17 protein-coding genes are annotated in these 24,220 nt (G+C 72.3%); 9 read left to right on the top strand and 8 right to left on the bottom strand.

The genetic code is table 11. From position 1 onward, the window contains the following. Positions 1 to 413 precede the first annotated feature (413 nt). Together FHS34_RS35540 and ptsP are read left to right on the top strand one after the other, a co-directional pair. Positions 414 to 863, top strand: coding sequence for a PTS sugar transporter subunit IIA (locus tag FHS34_RS35540; protein WP_184973300.1), 450 nt, complete (start codon positions 414 to 416; stop codon positions 861 to 863). A gap of 78 nt (positions 864 to 941) precedes the next feature. Next, positions 942 to 2,612 carry a phosphoenolpyruvate--protein phosphotransferase gene (ptsP, locus tag FHS34_RS35535; protein ID WP_184973298.1) on the top strand — a complete coding sequence of 557 codons (1,671 nt, stop codon included), beginning with the start codon at positions 942 to 944 and terminating at the stop codon, positions 2,610 to 2,612. Positions 2,613 to 2,703: 91 nt separating this feature from the next. Here ptsP and FHS34_RS35530 read toward each other — a convergent pair whose 3' ends face one another. Together FHS34_RS35530 and FHS34_RS35525 are read right to left on the bottom strand one after the other, a co-directional pair. Further along, positions 2,704 to 3,597, bottom strand: coding sequence for a DUF8829 domain-containing protein (locus tag FHS34_RS35530; RefSeq protein WP_184973296.1), 894 nt, complete (start codon positions 3,595 to 3,597; stop codon positions 2,704 to 2,706). 209 nt (positions 3,598 to 3,806) lie between these two features. After that, positions 3,807 to 5,774 (bottom strand): acetoacetate--CoA ligase, encoded by a 1,968-nt coding sequence (locus FHS34_RS35525; protein WP_184973294.1) that lies wholly within the window; start codon positions 5,772 to 5,774, stop codon positions 3,807 to 3,809. A gap of 213 nt (positions 5,775 to 5,987) precedes the next feature. Between FHS34_RS35525 and FHS34_RS35520 the strand changes: the two genes are divergently transcribed. Next, a complete protein-coding gene (locus tag FHS34_RS35520) occupies positions 5,988 to 8,351 on the top strand; it encodes a glycoside hydrolase family 31 protein (RefSeq protein WP_184973292.1) in 2,364 nt (787 codons plus the stop codon). Positions 8,352 to 8,361: 10 nt separating this feature from the next. Here the strand turns inward: FHS34_RS35520 and FHS34_RS35515 are convergent, their stop codons facing one another. Beyond that, a complete protein-coding gene (locus FHS34_RS35515; protein WP_184973290.1) occupies positions 8,362 to 8,898 on the bottom strand; it encodes an NUDIX domain-containing protein in 537 nt (178 codons plus the stop codon). Between the two features lie 222 nt (positions 8,899 to 9,120). On the opposite strand from FHS34_RS35515, the gene FHS34_RS35510 reads away from it, so the two are divergent. The 5 genes from FHS34_RS35510 (at position 9,121) to glpK (ending at position 15,255) form a co-directional block, all read left to right on the top strand. Further along, a complete protein-coding gene (locus FHS34_RS35510) occupies positions 9,121 to 9,567 on the top strand; it encodes a Zn-ribbon domain-containing OB-fold protein (RefSeq protein ID WP_184973288.1) in 447 nt (148 codons plus the stop codon). Then, entirely contained in the window at positions 9,564 to 10,754 is a 1,191-nt protein-coding gene (locus FHS34_RS35505; protein ID WP_184973286.1) for a lipid-transfer protein, read from the top strand. Before FHS34_RS35510 ends, FHS34_RS35505 begins: the two co-directional genes overlap by 4 nt. Before the next feature lie 134 nt (positions 10,755 to 10,888). Then, on the top strand, positions 10,889 to 12,541 hold the full coding sequence (locus FHS34_RS35500) for a GGDEF domain-containing protein (RefSeq protein ID WP_184973283.1): 1,653 nt from the start codon (positions 10,889 to 10,891) through the stop codon (positions 12,539 to 12,541). 349 nt (positions 12,542 to 12,890) lie between these two features. Beyond that, positions 12,891 to 13,640 carry an MIP/aquaporin family protein gene (locus FHS34_RS35495; RefSeq protein WP_184973281.1) on the top strand — a complete coding sequence of 250 codons (750 nt, stop codon included), beginning with the start codon at positions 12,891 to 12,893 and terminating at the stop codon, positions 13,638 to 13,640. Positions 13,641 to 13,734: 94 nt separating this feature from the next. After that, positions 13,735 to 15,255 carry a glycerol kinase GlpK gene (gene glpK, locus FHS34_RS35490; RefSeq protein WP_184973278.1) on the top strand — a complete coding sequence of 507 codons (1,521 nt, stop codon included), beginning with the start codon at positions 13,735 to 13,737 and terminating at the stop codon, positions 15,253 to 15,255. Between the two features lie 118 nt (positions 15,256 to 15,373). On the opposite strand, the gene FHS34_RS35485 is transcribed toward glpK, so the two are convergent. From FHS34_RS35485 to FHS34_RS35465, 5 genes are read right to left on the bottom strand one after another with little or no spacing between them, the layout of a single operon-like run. Then, positions 15,374 to 15,979, bottom strand: a complete 606-nt coding sequence (locus FHS34_RS35485; RefSeq protein ID WP_184973276.1) for a GTP-binding protein — start codon at positions 15,977 to 15,979, stop codon at positions 15,374 to 15,376. After that, a complete protein-coding gene (locus FHS34_RS35480; protein ID WP_184973273.1) occupies positions 15,960 to 19,598 on the bottom strand; it encodes a hydantoinase B/oxoprolinase family protein in 3,639 nt (1,212 codons plus the stop codon). Before FHS34_RS35480 ends, FHS34_RS35485 begins: the two co-directional genes overlap by 20 nt. A 24-nt stretch (positions 19,599 to 19,622) precedes the next feature. Continuing rightward, positions 19,623 to 20,018, bottom strand: coding sequence for a DUF742 domain-containing protein (locus FHS34_RS35475; protein ID WP_184973271.1), 396 nt, complete (start codon positions 20,016 to 20,018; stop codon positions 19,623 to 19,625). 9 nt (positions 20,019 to 20,027) lie between these two features. Continuing rightward, positions 20,028 to 20,462 (bottom strand): roadblock/LC7 domain-containing protein, encoded by a 435-nt coding sequence (locus FHS34_RS35470; RefSeq protein ID WP_184973269.1) that lies wholly within the window; start codon positions 20,460 to 20,462, stop codon positions 20,028 to 20,030. Continuing rightward, entirely contained in the window at positions 20,459 to 23,266 is a 2,808-nt protein-coding gene (locus FHS34_RS35465) for a nitrate- and nitrite sensing domain-containing protein (protein WP_184973267.1), read from the bottom strand. The genes FHS34_RS35470 and FHS34_RS35465 overlap by 4 nt, the downstream gene beginning before the upstream one ends. Before the next feature lie 419 nt (positions 23,267 to 23,685). On the opposite strand from FHS34_RS35465, the gene FHS34_RS35460 reads away from it, so the two are divergent. Next, positions 23,686 to 24,219 (top strand): hypothetical protein, encoded by a 534-nt coding sequence (locus FHS34_RS35460; protein ID WP_184973319.1) that lies wholly within the window; start codon positions 23,686 to 23,688, stop codon positions 24,217 to 24,219. The last annotated feature ends 1 nt before the right edge of the window (position 24,220 follow it).

The raw sequence follows: 24,220 nt of genomic DNA, 5'->3' as shown, positions 1-24,220 counted from the left end.
TCTGGCGTTGACTTTTGGCACGCTGTTGAGTTCTCAAGGAACGGTCGCTTCCTTTGTACTCACCCTCTCGGGCTTTCCTCCGGGCTTCCCTTCGGCGTTTCAAACTCTATCAGGGTTTTTCCGTCTCCCTGACCACCTCACTGCGGACATGCAGAAGGTGATCCGAGATAGGATCTGACGAGTTTGGATTCTGCTCGGTGGAGTCGCTTTCGCGTCGCTCCGCCCCAAGCAGGAGTACGACTGTACACGGGGCCTCCGAGACCGTGCAAATCGAGTGGGTTGGTGGTCTAGACCACTTGCTGGTAGGTTCCATACGGAACCGCCGCTTCCTTTGACATACCCTGCTGCTCAGTGTGCCGTCAGGGACAGGCAGTGACGGCCCTACCTGCAGCTCCACTCCTGGGAGGCTTCCCATGACCACCGTGACGTCCCCGCTCGCCGGACGGGCCATCGGACTGGCCGCAGTGCCGGATCCTGTCTTCTCCGGGGCCATGGTCGGCCCGGGCACCGCGATCGACCCCGTACGTGAGGCCTCCGAGGCGGTGTCGCCGGTGGACGGCGTCATCGTCTCCCTGCACCCGCACGCGTTCGTCGTGGTCGACGACAGCGGGCACGGCGTGCTCACCCACCTCGGCATCGACACGGTGCAGCTCAACGGCGAGGGCTTCGAGCTGCTCGTCCACAAGGGGGACACCGTCACCCGCGGCCAAGCCGTCGTGCGATGGGACCCCGCCGCCGTCGAGGCCGCCGGCAAATCCCCGGTATGCCCGATCGTCGCGCTCGAAGCCACCGCCGAGGCCCTCTCCGACCTCCGTGACAGCGGTGACGTGAAGGCCGGCGACAGCCTCTTCTCCTGGAACTGACGGCAGTGCCGTCTCAGGGCGGCGAACAGGACAACCACCGCGGCGGCGGGACCCGCCGCACTATCGGAGACGGGTGAGATGGAGACAACGCTGCGAGGCGTCGGCGTGAGCCATGGCGTGGCGATCGGCGAGGTTCGGCACATGGGTACGGCGGTGCTGGAGCCGCCGGCCAAGCAGATCCCCACCGAGGATGCCGAGCGGGAGCAGGGGCGCGCCCGCCAGGCCGTCGACGCGGTGGCCGCCGACCTGATGGCGCGCGGCAATCTGGCGGGGGGCGAAGCCCAGGCCGTGCTGGAAGCGCAGGCCATGATGGCCCAGGATCCCGAGCTGATGGCGGACGTGGACCGCCGGATCGCCGTCGGCAGCACTGCCGAGCGTGCCGTGTACGACGCCTTCGCGGCGTACCGGGAGCTGCTGGCCGGTGCCGGTGAGTACCTCGCGGGGCGCGTGGCCGACCTCGACGACGTGCGGAACCGGATCGTCGCCCGGCTGCTGGGCGTTCCGATGCCGGGCGTACCGGACAGTGACCAGCCCTACGTCCTCGTGGCCCGGGATCTGGCCCCGGCCGACACGGCGCTGCTCGACCCGTCGCTGGTTCTCGGCTTCGTGACCGAGGAGGGTGGTCCCACCAGCCACAGTGCCATTCTGGCGCGGGCGCTGGGTGTGCCGGCCGTCGTGGCGCTGCCGGGCGCCGGTGAGCTGGCCGAGGGCACGATGATCGCCGTGGACGGCAGCACGGGCGACGTCTTCGTGAACCCGGGCGAGGAGAAGAAGGCGCAGCTGCGGGCCGCGGCCGCCGAGCGCAAGGCCGCGCTGGCCGCCGCGACGGGGCCCGGAGCGACCGCGGACGGTCACAAGATGCCGCTGCTGGCCAACGTGGGCGGGCCGGCGGACGTACCGGCCGCGGTCGCGGCAGGCGCCGAAGGCGTCGGTCTGTTCCGTACCGAGTTCCTGTTCCTGGACGACAGCAAGAACGCTCCTTCCGAGGAGAAGCAGGTGGAGGCCTACCGGCAGGTGCTGGAGGCGTTCCCCGAGGGCCGTGTGGTCGTGCGTGTGCTGGACGCGGGCGCGGACAAACCGCTGGACTTCCTGACGCCGGCGGACGAGCCGAATCCCGCGCTGGGTGTGCGGGGGCTGCGGACGCTGCTCGACCACCCCGAGGTGCTGCGCACCCAGCTGACGGCGCTGGCGAAGGCCGCCGAGGGGCTGCCCGTCTACCTCGAGGTGATGGCTCCCATGGTGGCGGACCGCAGGGACGCCAAGGCGTTCGCGGACGCCTGCCGCGAGGCGGGGCTGCGGGCCAAGTTCGGCGCGATGGTCGAGATCCCGTCGGCCGCGCTGCGGGCGCGTTCGATCCTGCAGGAGGTCGAGTTCCTGTCGCTGGGGACCAACGACCTCGCGCAGTACACGTTCGCGGCGGACCGGCAGGTGGGTGCGGTGTCGCGCCTGCAGGACCCGTGGCAGCCGGCGCTGCTCGACCTCGTCGCGCTGTCCGCCGAGGCGGCCAGGGCCGAGGGCAAGAGCTGCGGGGTGTGCGGTGAGGCCGCGTCCGATCCGCTGCTGGCGTGTGTGCTGACCGGTCTGGGTGTCACCTCCCTTTCCATGGGTTCGGCGTCGATTCCTTACGTCCGCGCCACGCTGGCGAAGTACACGCTGGCGCAGTGCGAGCGGGCTGCGGCGGCGGCTCGTGCGGCGGACAGCGCCGAGGAGGCGCGCGGCGCGGCCCAGGCGGTGCTGTCGGGCGAGTAAGCCGTACCGGCGGCACCTGGGGTGTGCCGGTTCAGGGGCGTCCTGCCTTCGGGCGGGGCGCCCCTGGTGTGTTCCGGGCCGTGGTCCGGGGCTAGTGGCGGTGGTCCGGTGCCGTGCTCTCGTCCCCGAGGTCGGGCGGCTCGCGGTAGTCGACGCCGGGCTCCGGTGGGATGGGCTCGCCGGATTCGGCGTCGGTGCAGTAGGCGTCGAAGACTTCGGACGCCGTCAGCGGTTCGAGGGCGCCACCGCGCAGTCGCCAGCCGTGGACGCGGTCGGCCGTGCCGGCGGCGCTGATGCGCATGACGAGTCCGCCGGGGCTGCGGGTGGCCAGGCCGAGGGCCAGCACGCTCGTGAACTCAAGGGCTTCGGCCTCGTCCAGGTGGGTCGGGCCGTGGAGCTCCTGGTCGCCGTGGAGGACGGAGACGAGGGTCTCCGGTGGCCCGGAGACCGTGCAGACGAGGTGCCGGGCGCCGGGCGGGGCGGTGTCGAGGATGCGTAGCAGGAGGCTGGAGGCGCGGGTGAAGGCTGCCCTGCCGATGTCCTCGCCGCAGGTCGGGCAGGGGCCGAGGCGGGTCAGAAGGGTGGTGGCGTATTCCCAGGTGGCCTGGCGTACCGCCTCGTCCACGAGCGCGGGCAGGAGTACGGCGAGCGGGCGGCCGTCGTAGGGGATGGTGCAGCCGGTGGCGGCGAGTTCCGCGGTGAACCGGGTGCGGCTGGCCGGGGCCTCCGGGTCGAGGCCGGTGTCCGCGCAGTATGCCGCGTAGTCCTCGGGGTCGAACAGGGCGAGCGTGGTGTGGGTGCCCTCGGCCGCGCGGGCCCTGAGGACCGTCTCCAGTTGCCGGAGATAGGTCGTGTGATCGTCGAAGGTGAAGCTGCGGTAGCGCCGCATGGCGCGGAAGTCGTGGTCGTCGGTGAGCACGCCGATGGTGCCGGCGATCTCGCGGCGCAGGACGCGTCGCATGGTCTGGTGGTCGGTGTGCGCCATGTTTTCCCCCAATGCGCGGACGATCAATGCTCACTCACCGTAATCGGTGGCACTGACAATGGCCGTCCGCCGGCGGTCACCGTGCGGGGGGTGAATATCTGACTGCGCAGGTCACAGCGTTGTGAGGGCGAACCGCGGACGCGGTGCCGGACACCGCTGCCGGGTGAAGCGGGTCCGGGACCGTGTGCGGAGGGTTGTCGTCCGGTGTGTCAGGCGCGCTTGCGGGCCAGTTCCTCGTAGTAGTCGAGCAGCGCGAGGTTGTCGATGGAGCCGGGGTTGACCGCCTTTTCCAGGGGGGTGCCCTGCAGGAGTCGCTTGACCGGGACCTCGATGCGCTTGCCGGTGAGGGTGTGCGGGATCCCGGGGACTTCGATGATCTCGTCCGGGACGTGTCGGGGCGAGAGCTGTTCGCGGATGGCCCGCTTCACGCGGTCCAGGAGTGTCTCGTCCAGGACGGCGCCCGGTGCGAGGTGCACGAACAGCGGCATCCAGTAGCCGCCGTCGGGCTGTTCGATGCCGATGACCAGGGATTCCTTGATCTCGGGCAGGCGCTCGACGACCTCGTAGATGTCGGCCGAGCCCATGCGGACGCCCTGCCGGTTGAGGGTGGAGTCGGAGCGGCCGTGGATGATCACGGTGCCGCGTGAGGTGAGGGTGATCCAGTCGCCGTGGCGCCAGACAGCGGGGTAGGTGTCGAAGTAGCTGTCGTGGTAGCGGCTGCCGTCGGGGTCGTTCCAGAAGTGGATCGGCATGGACGGCATGGGGTTGGTGACGACCAGTTCCCCGACCTCGTCGATGAGGGGGCGGCCGCTGGGGTCCCAGGACTGCAGGTCGGTGCCGAGGCTGGGGGCCTGGAGTTCGCCGGTGTACACCGGCAGTGTCGGTACGCCGCCGGCGAAGCAGGAGCAGACGTCGGTGCCGCCGCTGACGGAGGCGATCCACAGGTCGTCCCGGACCTCGTCGTGCAGCCAGCGGAAGCCGTCCGGCGGCAGCGGGGAGCCGGTGGTGGCCACGCACTTCACGGAGGACAGGTCGTGGTCGCGGGTGGGGTGGACGTCGGCTTTGCGGCAGGCCATGACGTAGGCGGCGGAGGTGCCGTAGAGGGTGGCTCCGGTGCGTTCGGCGATCCGCCACTGGGCACCCGTGTCCGGGTAGCCGGGGCTGCCGTCGTAGAGGACGACCGTGGTGCCCGTGAGCAGGCCGGAGACGAGGAAGTTCCACATCATCCAGCCGGTCGAGGTGTACCAGAAGAAACGGTCCTCGGGGCCGAGGTCGCAGTGCAGGCCGAGCTGCTTGAGGTGTTCGACGAGGATGCCGCCCTGCGACTGGACGATGGCCTTGGGCAGGCCGGTCGTGCCGGAGGAGTACAGCACCCACAGCGGGTGGTCGAAGGGCACCTGTTCGTAGACCGGCTCGGCGGTGCCGGCCGTCAGTGCCGACCATTCCAGGGCGCCCTCGGGGGCCTGGGTGCCCAGCAGCGAGATGTGGACGACGGCGCGCAGGGTGGGCAGCTCGCGGCGCAGCTCGGCGACGGTCTCGCGGCGGTCGTGCTCCTTTCCGCCGTAGCGGTAGCCGTCGACGGTGAACAGGACGACGGGTTCGACCTGCTGGAAGCGGTCGAGGACGCTGCGGGCGCCGAAGTCGGGGGCGCAGGAGGTCCAGACGGCGCCGACGGCGGCCGTGGCGAGGAGGGCGACGACGGCCTGGGGGATGTTCGGGAGGTAGCCGCTGACGCGGTCGCCGGGGCGTACGCCGAGCGCGCGGAGTTCGGCGGCGAGGGAGCCGACCTGGCGGCGGAGCTCGGCCCAGGTCACCGGGCGCGGCTCGTGGGACTCGTCCACGTACAGCAGGGCGGGTTCGTCGGCGCGGTCGGCCGCGGCGCGCAGGGCGTGCTCGGCGTAGTTGAGGGTGGCGCCGGGGAACCACTGGGCACCGGGCATGGCACGGTCGCCGAGCACGCGCGCGTAGGGCGTCGAGAAGCGCACGTCGAACCACTCGGTGACGGCTTCCCAGAAGGTGTCCAGCTGGTCGACGGACCACCGGTGCAGGGCCGGGTAGCCGCCCTCGGCCGGGGCTCCGTGGTGCTCGGCGGCCCATGCCTGGAACTGGGTGATGCGGGCCTGGGCGATCCTCTCGGGATCAGGCTGCCAGAGCGGCTGGGGGTTCGCGGTCGACATGGGAGGCTCCCGGGCTGTGCGCGTCGTGGGCGTCGGTCCGCGCACGGGCTGGGGTGTGCGCGTGACGCGGCTGACAGGGACGATGCCATGTGATCGACTTCTACACCAGGGTGCGCCCCACATAGTCCACGTCATGAAGATGTGGTCGCGGCATGGGTGAACGGCAGTTGAACGACACGCGCGCGCGGGGCGCTCGGTGGCAGGGTGAGCAGCATGGACGGTCGTGACCTGGTGCGTTCGGTGAGTGTGGTCGGTTCGGGGAGGGCGGCTCGGGGGTTGCGTACCGTCCGGGCGGCGTGGCGCAGGAGGCGTCTCGACGCCGCGGGGCTGCCGCGCCGTGGACCCGAGCGGGCCCGGGTGCCGGGGCAGGTGCAGGGCGTGGAGCCCGGTCCGGGTGGTGGTCTGATCCGGTTCAGCCGCTCCGAGCTGCGGATCGTCGTGGCGGTGAACGGGGCGGTCTTCTGGGGGTGGGACGGGGCGGGTGCGCGGCCGTCGTACGCCCTCGCGGGCAGTAGTGGTCCCGAGCCGGATCCGCGGGCGGTGCTGGAGCCGGACAAGGACGGCGGCTGGCGGGTGGTGGCCGAGCGGGTGACGGTCGTCGTGTCGCGGCACGGCGCGGTGCAGGTGTGCACGCCGGGCGGGGTGACGCTGCGGCGGGATCTGCCGCCACGCTGGTGGGAGCCGGTCGGCGGGGGTCCGGGGCGGTGGTTGCAGCGGTCGGAGGTGGCGGCGGACGCCCGGTTCTTCGGCCTGGGCGGGCGCGCGTCCGGTCCCCGGCTGCGCGACGGCGGGTACCGGCTGTGGAACACCGATCCCGGCCGTGCGTTCGGCCCCGGTGAAGATCCGCTGTATCTGACGATGCCGGTGCAGGTGGTGGTGGCTGACGCGGGCACGCATCTGGTGTTCCACGACACCACCTGGGACGGCACGGTGGTCTTGCGGGAGGGCGCGGAGGGGGCCGGCTCCGGGCACGACCGGGCGGGGCGCTGCGAGGTGCGCATGGACGGCGGTCCGCTGCGCTGCTGGGTGATGGTCGGCACTCCCGCGCGCGTGCTGCACACGTGGGCCTCGCTGACCGGTGCGCCCGCGCTGCCGCCGGCGTGGGCGCTGGGGCACCATCACGCGCGGTGGGGTTTCGGCAGTGAGCAGGAGGTGCGCCGGATCATCGCGGGCTACCAGGAGCGTGGGCTGCCGCTGGACGCCGTGCACCTCGACATCGATCACTACGACGACCACCGGGTGTTCACCGTCGACGAGGAGCGTTTCCCCAAGCTGCCGGTGCTGGCGGAGGAGCTGCGCCGGGACGGGATCCGGCTGGTGTCGATCGTCGATCCGGCGGTGCGGGCGACGCCGGGCGACGCCGTCTTCGAGAGTGGTTCGGCCGTGGACGCGTTCGTGCGGGACGCGCAGGGCCGTGCGGTGCGGGGTGTCGTGTGGGCCGGCGAGTCGGTGTTCCCGGATTTCACGGACGCGCGTGTGCGGGCGTGGTGGGGCGGGCTCTACGAGGAGCGGCTGCGGCAGGGCTTCGCGGGGTTCTGGCACGACATGAACGAGCCGACGTCGTTCAGCGCGTTCGGTGAGTCGACGCTGCCGCGTTCGGCCCGGCACGCCTTGGAGGGGCACGGCGGTGACCACCGGGAGGCGCACAACGTGTATGCGCTGTGCATGGCCCGGGCGGCCTGCGAAGGGTTGCGTGAGCTGGTGCCCGGGGAGCGGCCCTTCGTGTTCTCCCGCGCGGGCTGGGCGGGGCTGCAGCGGTACGGGGGCACCTGGTCGGGGGACGTGGCGACGGGCTGGCCGGGGCTGCGGGCGTCGTTGTCGCTGGTGCTGGGGCTCGGACTGTGCGGGGTGCCGTACTCGGGTCCGGACGTGGGTGGTTTCGACGGCAGTCCGTCACCGGAGCTGTATCTGCGCTGGTTCCAGCTGGGCGCGTATCTGCCGCTGTTCCGGACGCACGCGAGTCTGCGGGCGGGGCGCAGGGAGCCCTGGGAGTTCGGTGCCGAGGTTCTGGAGCACGCGCGCGTGGCGCTGCTGGAACGCCGGCGGCTGCTGCCGTACTTCGTGACGCTGGCGCATCTGGCCCGGCGGACGGGCGCGCCCTATGTGCGGCCGTCGTGGTGGGGGGCGCCGGAGGACCGGGCTCTGCGCGACAGTGAGGACACGTTTCTGCTGGGCGACAGTCTCCTGGTGGCGCCGGTCCTTGACCCGGGTGCCGAGCGGCGGACGGTGCAGCTGCCGCGGGGCCGCTGGTACCACACGGTGACGGAGAAGGCGTACGAGGGGCCGGCGCGGGTGGTCGTGGACGCCCCGCTGTCCCGGATACCGGTGCTCGCGCGCGCGGGGGCGGTGCTGCCCGTGCGCGGCGCCGACGGGGGGCTGGAGCTGGAGGTGTGGGCGCCCGCGCGCGGGCGGACCGGGGGCGGTCTGGTGGTGCCGGACGCGGGCGACGGGTGGGACGAGCCGGAGATCGAGCGCTACGTCGCCCGCCGGCAGGGCGCCCGGGTGGTGGTCACCCGGGAGGGTGAGGACGGCGTGACGGAGCCGCCCTACCCGGTGCGTGTGCGGGGGCTGGGCTGAGCCGCCCGGCTCAGCCGTAGCGGCCCTCGAACCAGGCCCTGACGGCCACGGTGTGCAGCGGGAAGGCGAGTTCCTCGGGCCTGCGCAGCAGCCGCCGGCCCTCGGTCTCGTCCGTGGGACCGGCGGGGGGCAGTCCGTCGGCCGGGCGTTCCGGCAGCAGGCCGAACAGCAGGAGGTGGCCGTCGGGTGAGCTCATGGCGTCCACGAGCCGCACGTCGCGGGCGGCCGCTTCGATACCCGTCTCTTCCTTGAGTTCGCGGACGACGGCGTGCTTCCAGTCCTCGCGGTCGTCGATGTAGCCGCCGGGCAGGGCCGTGCCTCCGCGCGCGGGGGCGATGGTTCGGGTGATGACGACCAGGGCCGTGCCCTTGGTGTCGTACACGGGCTGGAGCGCGACCGCGACCGGCAGCGGGTTGCGGTAGGCGGCGGCCCCGCAGGACGGGCAGGTGCGCGGCCAGCCGGAGATGCCCTCTCCATAGGGCGCTCCGCAACTCGAACAGTATGCGCCGGGCGCGGAGTTGACAGTTGGGTGCTGAGTTTCGGACACGCGCGGACTGTAGCCGATCAGGGAGGGACGTGTTCCGGTGGTGACGAGGCAGGAACGGGCGAATCAGGAGGGGCGGCCGGAATCACCCCCGTCGGTCCCGGCCGCCCCTCCTGTATCACGACGCCGTCCCGGGCCGTTCGGTTCACAGAATCCACCTGCCCATTTACGGTTGCCCGTGGCACACTTCTGACGCTTCGTCAGATAACGTCATGAGGAGGGTCCTTGCCGCACATACGCAAGCCCGCGGTCGCCGGCTGGTTCACCGGTGAGGGTGACGGCTTCCGCCTCCTGGGCACCCGCTGCACGGCCTGTGCCTCGGTCTTCTTCCCGCGCGAGGACGTCCACTGCCGCAATCCGCACTGCCCGGACGGTTCGCTGGAAGAGGTCCCGCTGTCACAAAGAGGGCGTATCTGGTCGTACACCGACAGCCGATACCGTCCGCCGTCACCCTACGTGAGCAACCCGGAACTTCCGTGGGAGCCGTACGCGTTGATCGCGGTGGAGCTGGAGGCCGAACGGATCGTGGTGCTCGGGCAGGCGGCTCCCGGGGTCACCGTCGCCGACCTGACGGTGGGCATGGAGGTGGAGGCCGTCCCCGGAGTGCTCCACGAGGACGCGGAGACGACCTGGACCATCTGGCACTGGCGGCCGACGGGAGTGGCGGCATGACAGCGGACGTGGCGGTGCTCGGGGCGGGCATGCATCCCTGGGGCAAGTGGGGTCGCGGCTTCGTGGAGTACGGGACGGCGGCGGCCCGCGCGGCCCTCGTGGACGCGGGTCTCGACTGGCGCCAGATCGGCTCCGTCGTGGGCGCGGACACGGTGCGCGGCGGATACCCCGGGTATGTCGCGGGAGCCACGTTCGCCAAGGCCCTGGGCTGGCAGGGAGCCAGGGTGACCAGCGTGTACGCGGCCTGCGCATCCGGGGCCCAGGCCATCGCCGCGGCCCGCGCCCAGATCCTCGCCGGCCTCGCGGACACGGTCCTGGTGGTGGGCGCGGACGCCGCCCCCAAGGGCTTCTTCCGGCCCGCCGGAGGGGACCGCCCCGACGATCCGGACTGGCTGCGCTTCCGCCTCCTCGGCGCGACGAATCCGGCGTACTTCGGGCTGTACGCGCGGCGGCGGATGGCGGTGCACGGGGACACACCCGAGGACTTCGCACTGGTCAAGGTGAAGAACGCCGCCCTCGGGGCGCTCAACCCGTACGCCCGCTACCGCCGGCGGGTCACCGCCGAGGAGGTGGCCGCCTCGGCGGTGGTCGCCGACCCGTTGCGGCTGCTGGACATCTGCGCCACCTCCGACGGCGCGGCCGCGCTGGTGCTGTCCAGCCTGGACTTCGCGCACCGGCACGGTGTCACCCGGCCGGTGCGGATCCGGGCGGTGTCGACGGTGACCCCCCGTTTCCCGAACACGGTGCCGGACCTGCCCGACATCGCCACGGACTCGGCGGCCTCGGTGGCACCCCCGGCCCAGACCTTCCGGGCGTCCATCGCCGGCGCCGCCTACGAAGAGGCGGGCATCGGCCCCGAGGACCTGTCCCTGGCCGAGGTGTACGACCTGTCCACCGCACTGGAGTTGCAGTGGTACGAGGACCTCGGCCTGTGCGGCGAGGGCGAGGGCGCCAAACTGCTCCGGGACGGCGCGACCGCCCCGGGCGGCCGGACACCCGTGAACACCAGCGGTGGCCTGGCCTCCTTCGGCGAGGCCGTGCCCGCCCAGGCCATCGCCCAGGTCTGCGAGCTGACCTGGCAGCTGCGCGGTGCGGCGGGCGACCGCCAGGTGGCCGGGGCGCGGGTGGGCATCACCGCCAACCAAGGGCTGTTCGGGCACGGGTCCTCGGTGGTCGCCGTGCGGTGAGCGACACCGGGCGCGCGCCCTCTGCGACACGAGGGAACCATGGGGTCGCGCACGCTGTGTGATCACCCCGGAATCCTGCGTGAACGTCTTATGAACTGGGCCTGGGCGTGCGCGGGCAGCGCCATCATGCTCCCGTGCACTCCTGGACGGATACTCTCCGCTTCGCCTTCCAGCCGGTGGTCAACCTGAGGACGGGCGCGGTCACCGCACTGGAGACACTCGCCCGCCCGGAAACCGGCGACGTCCTGGCCGAGGCCCGCCGGGACCCGGAACTCGACGGCAGGCTGACCGTGCTGGCCCTCCGGGCGGCCGCGCACAAGGAGACGCTGCTGCCGCTGCACCTGAACGTGTTCGCGGCCACGCTCGCCGACCTGGGTGGTCTCACCCCGCTGCACGACGCCGTGCGCGCGGCGGGCCGCCTGCCCTGGGAGGTGACCCTGGACATCGTCCCGCCCTACACGCACGTGCCGCAGCGTGCCCTGCTGGAGGCGGTGGCCTCGCTGCGCGAGCAGGGCTTCCGGATCAGCGCGGACGGCATCGGGGACGGGGACGTACCGCTCAGGCTGCTCACCGACCTCTCCCCCGACCTGGTCAAGCTCGACGCCTCGCTGCTGGCGCGGCCGGCCGCCGTGCGGGCGATGCGGACGCTGTGCGAGGAACTGGGCGCCCTGGTCGCGGTGGAGGGCGTGGAGACCGAGCTCCAGTGCGCGGCGGCCCTGGCCGCCGGCGCGCAGCTGGCCCAGGGCGAGCTGTTCGCACCCCCGGCCCGGATTCCCGCGGCGGACGTATACGTACCGCCCCTCGCTCCCGGTGCGGTGACCGCGCCCCGCTCCGGGCCGTCGGTGCGGGAGTTCGTGCGCCCCGCCGCCGTGCTGCCGCTGACCGCCTCGGCCGGGCAGGTACGGGCCCTGCTGACCGGCTCCCCGGACGTCTCCGGGGTGCTGCTGGCGGACCCCTTCGGCCGGCCCGTCCGGTCGGTGCACCGGTCCCGCTTCCTGCTGTCCATGTCCGGCCGCTACGGACACGCCCTGTACGCCGACCGGCCGGCCTTCAAGCTGAGCGACGCGCCCCGCACGGTGGGCGTCGACGCGACGGCATGGGAGGTACTGGACGTGGTGGCGGTCGGCGGCCGGGACCGGACCTCGGACGACGTGGCGGTGCTCGACGGACACGGCCGGTGCGTGGGGGTCGTACGGCTGGCCGACCTGGTGCGGGCGCTGGCCGAGAGCCGGGTCGAGGAGGCGGCGGGGCTCAACCCGCTGACCCGGCTGCCCGGTTCGGACACCATCGTCGGCGAGGTGGACCGGCGGATCTCGGCCGGACGGGCGTTCGCGCTCAGCTGGCTGGACATCGATCACTTCAAGCAGGTCAACGACGGAGCCGGGTTCGCCGCCGGCGACGAGCTGATCCGTGCCGTGGGCAGCGCGCTCCAGCGGGCCGTCGCGGGGCACGCGCGCGTGGGGCACATCGGCGGGGACGACTTCCTGGTGCTGGCCGACGAGGAGGCGCTCGATCCGCTGGTGGCCGCCGTGCTGGACGCGTCCTGGACGGCGGGCGGCCGGTCCGTCACGCTGTCCCTGGCGACCGTCGTCTGCGGTCCGGGCAGTGTGAGCGACCATCACCAGGCCGCCGCCCAGCTCGCTCCGCTGAAGAAGGCGGCCAAGGAGCTGAACGGCGCGAGCTGGGTGCTCGGGCGCGCCGGGTTCCCCGGCCACGAGGTCCGGCGCGGCGGCCCGGGACCGGCACCGGCGCAGGCCGGATACGCGACCGCCGAGCCTCGGTGGTGAACGTCCCAGGCCCTTATGTCCGTTGCGGCACACCCGCCTCGCCGACGCCGGAGCGAAGGTCGGTGCCACCGTCGCCGTCGGCAACCTTGACGCCCCCGGGGCGCCGGTGAACACTTCCCGGTGTCAGCCGACATCGCCATACATTCTCGGTGTTATCAGGCACCGCGGCGCGGGTCTGTCCTGCTCCACGACCCGGCTCTCCAGGGCGATCCGGCTGCGACGGCACGCTCGTCACGGACGCCGGGCGGGGCGCGGGGCCCTCCCTGCCTTCGGCTGAAGTCGCCAAGGTAACCGTCCTGCACGACAGGGCCGGGGCCGATCGCCCCCTAACGGCGCCAAGGGAGCCGCCATGAGCAACGGAGACATCTTCGTCGGCGAGATCATCGGCACCGCGATTCTGATCCTCTTCGGTGCCGGAGTCTGCGCCGCCGTCACCCTCAGGTACTCCAAGGCGCGGGCCTCGGGCTGGGTCGTGATCGCCTTCGGCTGGGGCTTCGGTGTGCTCGCCGGCGCGTACACCGCCGCGCCCCTCTCCGGTGGTCACCTCAATCCGGCGGTCACCATCGGGATCGCCATCGACACCGGCGAGTGGGGCAAGGTCTGGGTCTACCTGCTCGGGCAGATCGTCGGAGCCATGCTCGGCGCGGTGCTGGCCTATCTGGTGTATCTCGCCCAGTTCCAGGCCAACGTCCGCACGGAGGGCACCACCGAGGGCACCGCCGACGAACCCGTTCCGACCCTCGGCATCTTCTCGACCATCCCGGAGATCCGTAACCCGCTCGCCAATCTCGTCACCGAGGTCATCGCGACCGTCGCGCTCGTCCTGCCGATCCTCGCCTTCGGGCTCACCGAGGGGCTCGGCGAGTCCGGCACCACCGCACTGATCGTCTCCTTGCTCGTCGTGGGCATCGGTCTCTCCCTCGGCGGCCCCACGGGCTATGCCATCAACCCGGCCCGCGACCTCGGCCCGCGCATCGTGCACACCTTCCTGCCGATCCCCCACAAGGGCACCTCGGACTGGGGATACGCCTGGATACCGGTCGTCGGTCCGCTGATCGGCGGAGCGCTCGCCGGCCTCCTCTACAACGCGGCCTTCTGATCCCACCGGTTCCCCCCTCCCCGCTTCCACCACCCCGGCCCCCGATCCCCGCGGCCTCGGAACAGCGACCCGACCCAGCGACCCAGGGACAGCCATGACGGACACCGCCGACACGTATGTCGCCGCCATCGACCAGGGCACCACGTCCAGCCGCTGCATCGTCTTCGATCACAGCGGCGCGATCGTCGCCGTCGACCAGCGCGAACACCGGCAGATCTTTCCCAAACCCGGATGGGTGGAGCACGACGCCACCGAGATCTGGTCCAAGGTGCAGGCCGTGGTGGCCGGGGCGCTCGCCAGGGCGGGGCTGCACGCCGGCCGGCTGAGCGCTCTCGGCATCACCAACCAGCGGGAGACCACGGTCCTGTGGGACCGCGCCACGGGCAAGCCCGTCCACAACGCGATCGTCTGGCAGGACACCCGCACCGCGGCCCTGTGCGGCGAACTGGGCGGCGCGGACGGCCAGGACCGCTTCCGCGAGCGGACCGGGCTGCCGCTGGCCAGCTACTTCTCCGGGCCGAAGGTGGCCTGGCTGCTCGACCAGGTGCCCGGTCTGCGCCGGCGTGCCGAGCGCGGTGAGATCGCGTTCGGAACCATCGACTCCTGGCTGATCTGGAACCTCACGGGCGGCCCGGACGGCGGCCGGCACGTCACCGACGTCACGAACGCCGGCCGCACCATGCTGATGAACCTGGACACCCTCCAGTGGGATCCCTCCGTCCTGTCCGCGATGAACGTGCCGGAGGCCGTGCTGCCGGAGATCAGGTCCTCCGCCGAGGTGTACGGCACGGCCGTCGGACAGCTGTCGGGGGTGCCCGTGGCCTCGGCGCTGGGCGACCAGCAGGCCGCCGTGTTCGGGCAGGCCTGTTACGACGTCGGCACCGCGAAGAACACCTACGGCACCGGCAGTTTCCTGCTGTTGAACACCGGCAACCGGCCGGTGCCGTCGAAGAACGGGCTGCTGACGACGATGGGCTACAAGATCGGCGGGGAGCCGCCGGTGTACTGCCTGGAGGGGTCCATAGCGATAACGGGTGCACTGGTCCAGTGGTTCCGCGACCAGCTCGGGATCATCCGGAGCGCCGACGAGATCGAGACACTGGCGGCGAGCGTCGACGACAACGGCGGCGCCTACGTCGTGCCGGCGTTCTCCGGTCTGTACGCGCCCTATTGGCGCTCCGACGCGCGCGGAGTCGTCACCGGCCTCACCCGGTACGTCACGAAGGCCCACCTCGCGCGCGCGGTGCTGGAGGCGACGAGCTGGCAGACCCGGGAGGTCGTGGACGCGATGTACCAGGACTCCGGTGTGCGGATCACCGCGCTGAAGGTCGACGGCGGCATGACCCGGAACAACCTGCTGATGCAACACCAGGCGGACGTCCTCGGCGTGCCGGTGATCCGCCCCCGTGTGCCGGAGACGACGTGTCTGGGTGCCGCGTACGCGGCCGGGCTGGCCACGGGCGTCTGGAACGACCTGGACGAGCTGAGGTCGCACTGGCGCAAGGACGCGGAGTGGACACCCGCGATGGAGGCGCCGGTCCGCGACCGCGAGTACCGCAACTGGCGCAGGGCGGTCGAGAAGAGCTTCGGCTGGCTGGAGGAGGACGGGGTGTAACGGCGCAGCGGCGCCGCACGCGCGCGTGCGCACTCCGCACAGGACCACGGCTCGTACCCCGGTCGGCGGGGGTACGGGCCGTGCCTGTGAGCCGGCGCCGACGGTCCGGTCCGGCCGGTCAGCCGGTGACGGCCCGGCGGCGGTCGGCCGCGTACTCCATCGCGTGCCGGACGAGCCCGATGAGCACCTCCTTGACCGACTCCCGGTCGCGGGCGTCGGTCAGCAGGACGGGCACGTCGTCGTCCAGGTCGAGGGCCTGGCGGACGGACTCGGCGGGGTAGCGGTCGGCCCCCTCGAAGCAGTTGACGCCGACGAGGAACGGTATGGAGCGCCGCTCGAAGTAGTCGATGGCCGCGAAGCAGTCCTCCAGACGGCGTGTGTCGGCGAGGACGACGGCGCCGAGGGCACCCTCGGACAGCTCGTCCCACATGAACCAGAAGCGTTCCTGCCCGGGCGTGCCGAAGAGGTAGAGCACGAGGTCCTCGCGCAGCGTGATGCGGCCGAAGTCCATGGCCACCGTGGTGGTGTGCTTGCCCTCGACGCCGGCGGTGTCGTCGACGGGCCGCCCGGCCTCGGTGAGCAGTTCCTCGGTGCGCAGCGGCCTGATCTCGCTGACCGCGCCGACGAGGGTCGTCTTGCCCACGCCGAAGCCGCCGGCCACCAGGATCTTGAGCGTGACGGGCTCGACCGGAGGCTTGCCGCGCTCAGAACGCCCGAAGATCATCGGTCTCTTCTCCTGCTTGATGGGGTTCGGGCGACGGTCGGCCGTAGCCGCCGCCACCGGGGGTTTCGATGACGAGTACGTCGTCGGGTGCGACGTCGGCCGAGCCGCTCCCGCCGAGTTCGGTGACCGAGCCGTCGGCCCGCTCCACCCGGTTGGCGCCGAGCGCTCCGGGGGCACCGCCGGCCATGCCGTACGGCGGCACGCGTCGGTGCTGGGAGAGCGTGGAGACGGTCATCGGTTCGAGGAACCGGACGCGGCGCACGGCGCCGTCTCCCCCGCGCCACCGGCCCGCGCCGCCGCTGCCCCGCCGGACCGCGAACTCCTCCAGCCGGACCGGCAGTCGCCACTCCAGGATCTCCGGGTCGGTGAGCCGGGAGTTGGTCATGTGGGTCTGGACCACGTCGGCGCCGGGGAAGCCGTCGCCGGCGCCTGATCCGGAGGCGACGGTCTCGTAGTACTGGTGCCGCTCGTTGCCGAAGGTGACGTTGTTCATGGTGCCGGAGCCCTCGGCCTGCACGCCGAGGGCGGCGTAGAGGGCGCCGGTGATGGCCTGCGAGGTCTCGACGTTGCCGGCGACGACGGCGGCGGGCGGTTCGGGAGCGAGCATCGACCCGGGCGGCACGATGATGTCCAGGGGGCGCAGGCAGCCGTCGTTGAGAGGGATGTCATCGGCGACCAGCGTGCGGAAGACGTACAGGACGGCCGCGTCGACGACCGCCGAGGGCGCGTTGAAGTTGGTGGCGAGCTGCGCGGAGGTGCCGGTGAAGTCGATGGCCGCCCGGCGTCCGGTCCGGTCGACCCGGACCCTGACCCGGACGACGGCGCCGGAGTCGGTCTCGTAGGCGTACTCGCCGTCGTCCAGGGCGTCGATGACGCGGCGGACGGATTCCTCGGCGTTGTCCTGGACGTGCCGCATATAGGCCTGGACGACGTCGAGACCGAACTCCTCGATCATGCGGCGGACCTCGTCGACGCCCTTGCGGTTGGCGGCGATCTGGGCGCGCAGGTCGGCGAGGTTGGTCTTCGGATTGCGGGAGGGGTACGGCGCCTCGGTGAGCAGCCGGCGGGTCTCCTCCTCGCGGAAGCGGCCGTTCTCGGTGAGGAGCCAGTTGTCGAAGAGGACGCCCTCCTCCTCGATGGTGCGGCTGTGGGCCGGCATGGAGCCGGGGGCGATGCCGCCGATCTCGGCGTGATGGCCGCGGGAGGCGACATGGAAGAGGAGCCGTGGCTCACGCTGCGTGTCCGCCGCCCGGTCGGTGTCGAAGACGGGGGTGATCACGGTGACGTCCGGCAGGTGCGTGCCGCCGTGGTAGGGGTCGTTGACGGCGTAGGTGTCGCCCGGCCGCATGGCGGAGCCGCGACGGCGGATGACCTCCTTGACGCTGGTGCCCATGGAGCCCAGGTGTACGGGGATGTGGGGGGCGTTGGCCACCAGGTTTCCGTCCGGGTCGAACAGGGCGCAGGAGAAGTCCAGGCGTTCCTTGATGTTGACGGACTGGGCCGTCGACTCCAGCCGCGCGCCCATCTGTTCCGCGATCGACATGAAGAGGTTGTTGAAGACTTCAAGCAGAACTGGATCGGTTTCCGTGTCGAGATCGGAACTCTGCGTAATCGCCGTGCGTTCCATGAGCAGATGCCCGTCATCGGTGGCGGCGGCCCGCCAGCCGTCGTCGACGACGGTCGTGGTGCCGGCCTCGGTGATGATCGCGGGGCCGGTGACGGTCTCGCCGGGAGGAAGGGCTTCGCGGCGGTGGAGGGGTACGTCGCGCCAGCCGCCGCCGGTGTGGAGGCGGGCGGTGCCGGGCGCGCCCGAGCGGCCCTCGTACGGGGCGAGGGCGGAGAGATCGGGGGGTGCGGTGATGCCGGTGGCTTCGACGGAGAGGGCTTCCACGACGACGGGGCGGTCGAGTGTGAAGGAGTACGTGGCGCGATGACGTTCTTCGAAGACGTGCCTCATGGCGTCGGGCCCGGCCAGCTCGACGGTGAGGGTGGTGTCGGTGCCGTCGTAGCGGAGCTGGGCACGGTGGGTGACCCGGATGCGGTCCTCCGGGACGTCCTCGGCGAGGAGTTCGGCGCGTGCGGCGGCCTCGAGGTCCTCGGCCGTCTTGCGGATGGCCGGCATGGCGGCCGCGTCCAGGGGGGCCTCCACGGAGTGCTCGCGCATGGCCGTGGTGTCGGCGAGGCCGATGCCGAGCGCGGAGAGGACGCCGGCCATGGGGGGTACGAGGACGGTGCGGATGCCCAGCGAATCGGCGACGCGGCAGGCGTGCTGGCCGCCTGCGCCGCCGAAGGTGGTCAGGGCGTAGCGGGTGACGTCGTGCCCCTTCTGGACGGAGATCCGCTTCACGGCGTTGGCGATGTTGGCGACGGCGATCTGCAGGTACCCCTCGGCCACCTGCTCCGGAGTGCGGTCGTCGCCGGTGCGGTCGTGGATCTCACGCGCGAGCGCGCTGAACCGGTCACGGACGAGGGCGGCGTCCAGCGGCTGGTCGCCGTCGGGTCCGAAGACGGCGGGGAAGCGGGCGGGCTGGATGCGGCCGAGCATCACGTTGGCGTCGGTGACGGTGAGCGGGCCGCCGGCCCGGTAGCAGGCGGGGCCGGGGTCGGCGCCGGCCGAGTCGGGGCCGACCCGGTAGCGGGAGCCGTCGAAGTGGAGGACGGAGCCGCCGCCGGCGGCGACCGTGTGGATGTCGAGCATGGGGGCGCGCAGCCGGACGCCCGCGATCCGCGTGGTGAACACGCGCTCGTAGGCGCCGGCGAAGTGCGACACGTCGGTGGAGGTGCCGCCCATGTCGAAGCCGATGACGCGGTCGAATCCGGCGCGCTGCGACATGCGGGCCATGCCGACGATGCCGCCCGCCGGGCCGGAGAGGACGGCGTCCTTGCCGCGGAACCGTCCGGCCTCCGTCAGTCCGCCGTTGGACTGCATGAACATCAGCCGTACGCCCCGCAGCTCATCGGCGATGTGCCGCACGTAGCGGCGCAGCACGGGCGAGAGGTAGGCGTCGACGACGGCGGTGTCGCCACGCGGGACGAGCTTCATCAGCGGGCTGACCTCGCTGGACAGCGAGATCTGCGGGAAGCCGGTACGGGCGGCGAGTTCACCGATGGCGCGCTCGTGGCCGGGGTGGACGTGGCTGTGCAGGCAGACGACGGCGACCGCGCGGATCCCGTCGTCGTACGCCTCCCGGAGCGGGCCGGCCAGGGCGTCCAGGTCGGGGGCGCGCAGGACGGTGCCGTCGGCGGCGAGGCGTTCGTCCACCTCCACGACCCGTTCGTGGAGCAGCTCGGGCAGCTCGATGCGGCGGGCGAAGATTCGGGGGCGGTTCTGGTAGGCGATGCGCAGGGCGTCGCGGAAGCCGCGGGTGACCACCAGGAGGGTCCGCTCGCCCTTGCGTTCGAGCAGGGCGTTGGTGGCGACCGTGGTGCCCATGCGGACGGCGTCGACGGGGTCCTGGGAGTCGCCGAGCAGCTCGCGCACCCCGGCCACGGCGGCGTCGGCGTACCGGGCCGGATTGTCGGACAGCAGTTTGTGTGTGAGCAGCCGGCCGTCCGGGCGACGCGCGACGATGTCGGTGAAGGTACCGCCCCGGTCGACCCAGAACTGCCAGCCAGTCATGTCACTACCTCGCTTCCACGCCGCTCACAGCGCCCGGAGGCCGTTGATCACGTCGCGCAGAATACTTTCGTCCGGCAGCTCGGCCGGGGGCACCGGCCGGGACACGTGGACGAGTTCGGCGTGCACCAGGTCGCCGATGAGGACGCGGACCACACCGATGGGCAGGTCGAGCTCCGCGGCGAGCTCGGCGACCGACTGCGGTTCGTCCCGGCAGAGCCCGACGATGTCCACATGCTCGGGGGACAGCGTCGGGTCCGTCTCGGGGTCGCCGGTGCCGGGCTCGGTGACCACCACGGCGATCAGATCGAGGCGGTGCTGGGCCGCGCTCGTGGTACGGCCACGCGTCATGGCGTACGGCCGGACGACCGGCCCGGCCTCGTCGTCGAACCAGTGGCTTCTTCCCTGACCGTCTCCGCTCATGTCATCCCACTACCCGCCTGCGGGCAGATCGGTGCGTGGGGCGGTGCCCAGATGCGCGCCGACCCGCTTGACCAGGAGCGTCATCTCGTAGGCGACCTGTCCGACGTCGGAGTCGGCGTCCGAGAGGACGGCGAGGCAGCTGCCGTCCCCGGCGGCGGTGACGAAGAGGAAGGCGCTGTCCAGCTCCACCACCGTCTGCCGGACGCCACCCGCGTCGAAGTGACGCCCGACGCCCTTGGCGAGGCTGTGGAAGCCGGACGCCACGGCGGCCAGGTGCTCGCCGTCCTCCCTGGTCAGGTCCTTGGACACCCCTGTCGGCAGCCCGTCGCCGGACAGGATGACGGCCTTGTGGATGCTGGCGACCCGGTCGACGAGGTCATCGAGGAGCCAGTTCAGCTCCCCCGTGTTCGTCGGCGTGTGGCCGGTGGCCTTCGGTGCGGTCATCGACCGTCCCCCTTAGTCGTTCCTTGTGCTGTGCCGTCCCGGGCCCCGTCGCCCGCGGCGTTCTCCTCCCGGCCGCGCTGCCAGCCGCGCTGGAGCGAGGCCATCCGGCTGCGGACCTCGTCGGCATCGCGGTCGGCCGGCTGTGCCGTGCGCTCGGTGCGCCGCTGGGTGTCCTGCTTGAGCTGGGGAGCCAGGCTGGCCTGGCGTACGCGCCGGGGCAGGGCCCCGGCGGCCGGTTCCGGGTTCGTGTCCCCGGCGGGTGCGGGGCCGCCGGCGAGGGGCGCTGCCGTGTCCGCCGGGCCGTGGGTGCCGGGCGCCTCGGGCCGGGTACGCCTGGGGAGCGCCGGGGCCTGCGAGGTCTCCCCGGCGGTCTCGGCGGCCGTCGCCGGGCGGTCCTCGGGCTGGCCGGTGACTCCGGTGGGGCGCCGGGAGCCCGTGCCACGGCGGCGGGCCGGCAGCGGGGCCAGTCCTCCCGTGTCGGGGCGGTGCGCAGCCGCGGAGGGCGCTCGGTCCGGCTCGCCGCGGCGGGGCCGCTGGTCGGTGACGGGCTTGCCGTGCGAGCTGACGAGCTTGGGTGCCTGCCGCCGCGGCAGCGGCAGGGGCCCGCCGCTCTCGGCACGCCTCCCCCGGTCGGCCTGCGCGGCGGCCGCCTGCTCGTCCTCGGCAGGGCGGGAGCCACGGGAGCGGAACAGGCCGCCGCGCTCGCTGTCCTCGTCGTCGAGGGCGCCGGGGAAGCCGTCCAGCGCGTCGAGATCGACGGGCGCCTCCAGTTCCACCGGTCCGTCCAGCAGGGAGGTCGGCAGGCCGGGCAGCTGCAGCGGCGCCTCGGAGCGCCCGGACAGCCGGCCCGGCGTCTGGCCGGTGCCCTGTGCCGGACGCTCGCGGTCGAGCCGGAAGCCGATGCCGTTGGTGTCGGGGACGTCGTCGGTCAGCAGCGCGTCCGGGATGAACACCACCGCGGTGGTGCCGCCGTACGGTGACGGCTGGAGGGAGACGCGGACGTTCTGGCGCTGGGCGAGGCGGCTGACCACGAACAGGCCGAGCCGGTCGGTGTCGGAGAGTTCGAACTCGGGAGTCTCGGCGAGGCGCAGATTGGCGTCCAGGAGCGCCTCGGCCGTCATCCCGAGGCCCCTGTCGTGGATCTCCAGGGTGAAGCCGTTGGCGACCCGTTCGCCGATCACCTGGACGGCCGTGTGCGGGGGTGAGAAGACGGTGGCGTTCTCCAGGAGTTCGGCCACGAGATGGGTGAGGTCGGCGACGGCGGGTCCGGTGACGGCGACCCGTGGCAGCCGTCGGACCTCGATGCGCTCGTAGTCCTCGACCTCGGCGACGGCGGCACGGACGACGTCCATCAGCTGCACCGGCCGGCGCCACTGCCGTGAGGGCGCCGCGCCGGAGAGGATCACCAGGCCCTCGGCGTGCCGGCGCATGCGGGTGGTGAGGTGGTCCAGGCGGAACAGGTCGGCGAGCTCGTCGGTGTCCTCGGTCCGGCGCTCCATGCTGTCGAGCAGGGTGAGCTGCTTGTGCAGCAGCACCTGGCTGCGGCGGGCGAGGTTGACGAAGACCTCGGACACCCCGGACCGCAGTTCGGCCTGCTTCACGGCGGCCTCCACGGCCGCGCGCTGCAGGGTGTTGAGGGCCTGTCCGACCTCGCCGATCTCGTTCTTGTCGTACTCCAGGCGGGGCACCTCGGTCTCGACGTCGACCTGCTCGCCCGCGGACAGCCGGCGCATCACGCTGGGCAGCCGCACACCGGACGCCTCGTGTGCCTCCATGCGGAGCTGGCGCAGGTCGCGGATGAGGGTCCGGCCGACCCGGACGGAGAGGACGACGGAGACCAGGAGTGCGACCAGCCCGAGGAGGCCCGCGACGGCCGCCTGCACGATGACGGTCACGGCCACGGGGCGCATGCGGTCCTGGAAGCGGTCGCCCACCTGGTCGTCGAGGGTGCCGAGTTCGTCCAGGACCGTTGCCGCGGCGGAGTCCCAGCCCTTCGCGGTGACACCGCGGGGGGTGCCGGAGTCCGCGGCGATGGCGGCCCGTTCGGCCACGCGCAGCGGGGCCGTGGTGGCGTTCTTCCAGAAGCGTTCATAGCGTTCCCGCTCCGCGGAGGGCAGGAGCGGGAGGCTGATGTCGTACAGAAGGGTGCGCTGGGCGGCGAGGTCGGAGATGTCACGGGCCTCGTCGGGGGTGAGCCGGCCGACGACGAGGGAGGAGCCGAGCAAGGCGTCCTCGCGGGAGAGCAGCTCGCGGGCTCGGGTGACGTTGACCAGGGCGCGGGCCTGCTTGTCGGCCTCGACGTCGTCGATGCCGTCGAGGGAGGCGAGCAGCGCGTAGCAGGGGTCGACGAGGCGGTTGTACAGGTCGAACGCCTGGGCGCGGGTGACGGTGCCCTCCTCGACGCTGCGGCGCAGGGAGTCGAGCCCGTCGAAGGCGTCCAGGACGGCGGTCAGGTGTTCGCTGTCGTCGTCGTCCAGGCCGGACCGGTGGTCCTCGGCGTTCCCGCGGATGGTGGTGATCGCCCGGTCGGTGGCGGTGCGGGTGCGGTGCAGCGCCGTGAGGGCCTCGGACGCCCTCGGGTCGGCGAGGTAGACGAGGGTCTGGCGGCGCTCCTGCTGCAGGACGCGGACGGTGTCCTCGGTGCGGTAGCCGATGTTCTCGACGACATCGGACACGCGGAACAGCTGGGCCGCCTCGCGCCCCGTGAGTACCGTGGCGAAGCCCCAGATGGCGGTCAGGGACACCAGCGGCACGAGAAGCAGCGCCACGATCTTCCGGCGGATCGACTTCCCGCGAAAGCGCATGGCCTCCCCCAGCTCGACCCCCGCCGGCCGGGGGTGCTCATGTCCGTCAACAAACGGCGCGAGCCTACTACCGCCTCACAGTTAACTCGAAGACACGTCCGGAAGGTGAACTTCCGCACCGGCGTCGAGACATGGCGAGTTGTCCGGGCATTGGGGGAGATTGCCACCGTGTTCCGAGCATGCATTTCCGGTCGTCGATGCCCTCACGCAGGGGTGGTTGGCCGGATTTTTTCGCAACTTGGGAATCTTCGCGCGGTCTCGTTCGTCCTTCTCTATGGGAATTGGGGGCGGAATGGGCCACAGGAGCCGCATGCCGCGCCCCGGCGGCGTAAAGCAGCGCAAGCCGGGCACCCACTGGGGAGCGGGGGTCTTCGGACGCCCGGGCGGGAGGTCTGTCGGCGGTGGGGAGTGACACGGTGATGGGCACGGCGGAGCGGCGTGAGTCGCCCGAGGAGAGCGTGGCGGGACGCTCGCAGGCACGATGGGGCCGGAGGTCGCCGGATCACGGCGGTCCGGGCCCCGGGCGCGCCGGGGAGCCGGCCGGGGACGAACAGCGCCAGGACTACCGGCCGTTGTGGGTCGAGGTGCCGGCTCGCCGGCATCCGATGCCGGACCCGGTGCGGGCGGCGGCGGTGCGCGCCGTCCTCGTCATAGCGGTGACGCTGATACAGGCGATGGTGGCGTTCCTGTGCACGCTGGCCGGCTCCTGGCTGGCGTTCCCGATGGTGATCAGCGGTGTGGTGAGCACGGTGGCGGCCACCTGGGCGGTGGTCGACGTGTGGGTGACCCGCCAGGTGTGGAGCCAGCGGTACGGCGTGGTCTCCGAGCCGAGCAGCACGGCCCGGGCCCTTCGCCGGGAGCGGCGCGCTCACCACCGCCGGGAGCGGGCGGCCCTGCGGGACCAGGAGCGGATACGCCGGAGGGGCGGCGCCGGGCAGCTGTCGCACTCCTGAC

The sequence above is a fragment of the Streptomyces echinatus genome (genome assembly GCF_014203595.1).
GTDB lineage: Bacteria > Actinomycetota > Actinomycetes > Streptomycetales > Streptomycetaceae > Streptomyces > Streptomyces echinatus.
Note: the sequence above shows the minus strand (reverse complement) of the source record. Positions and strands in the feature narration are given on the sequence as shown.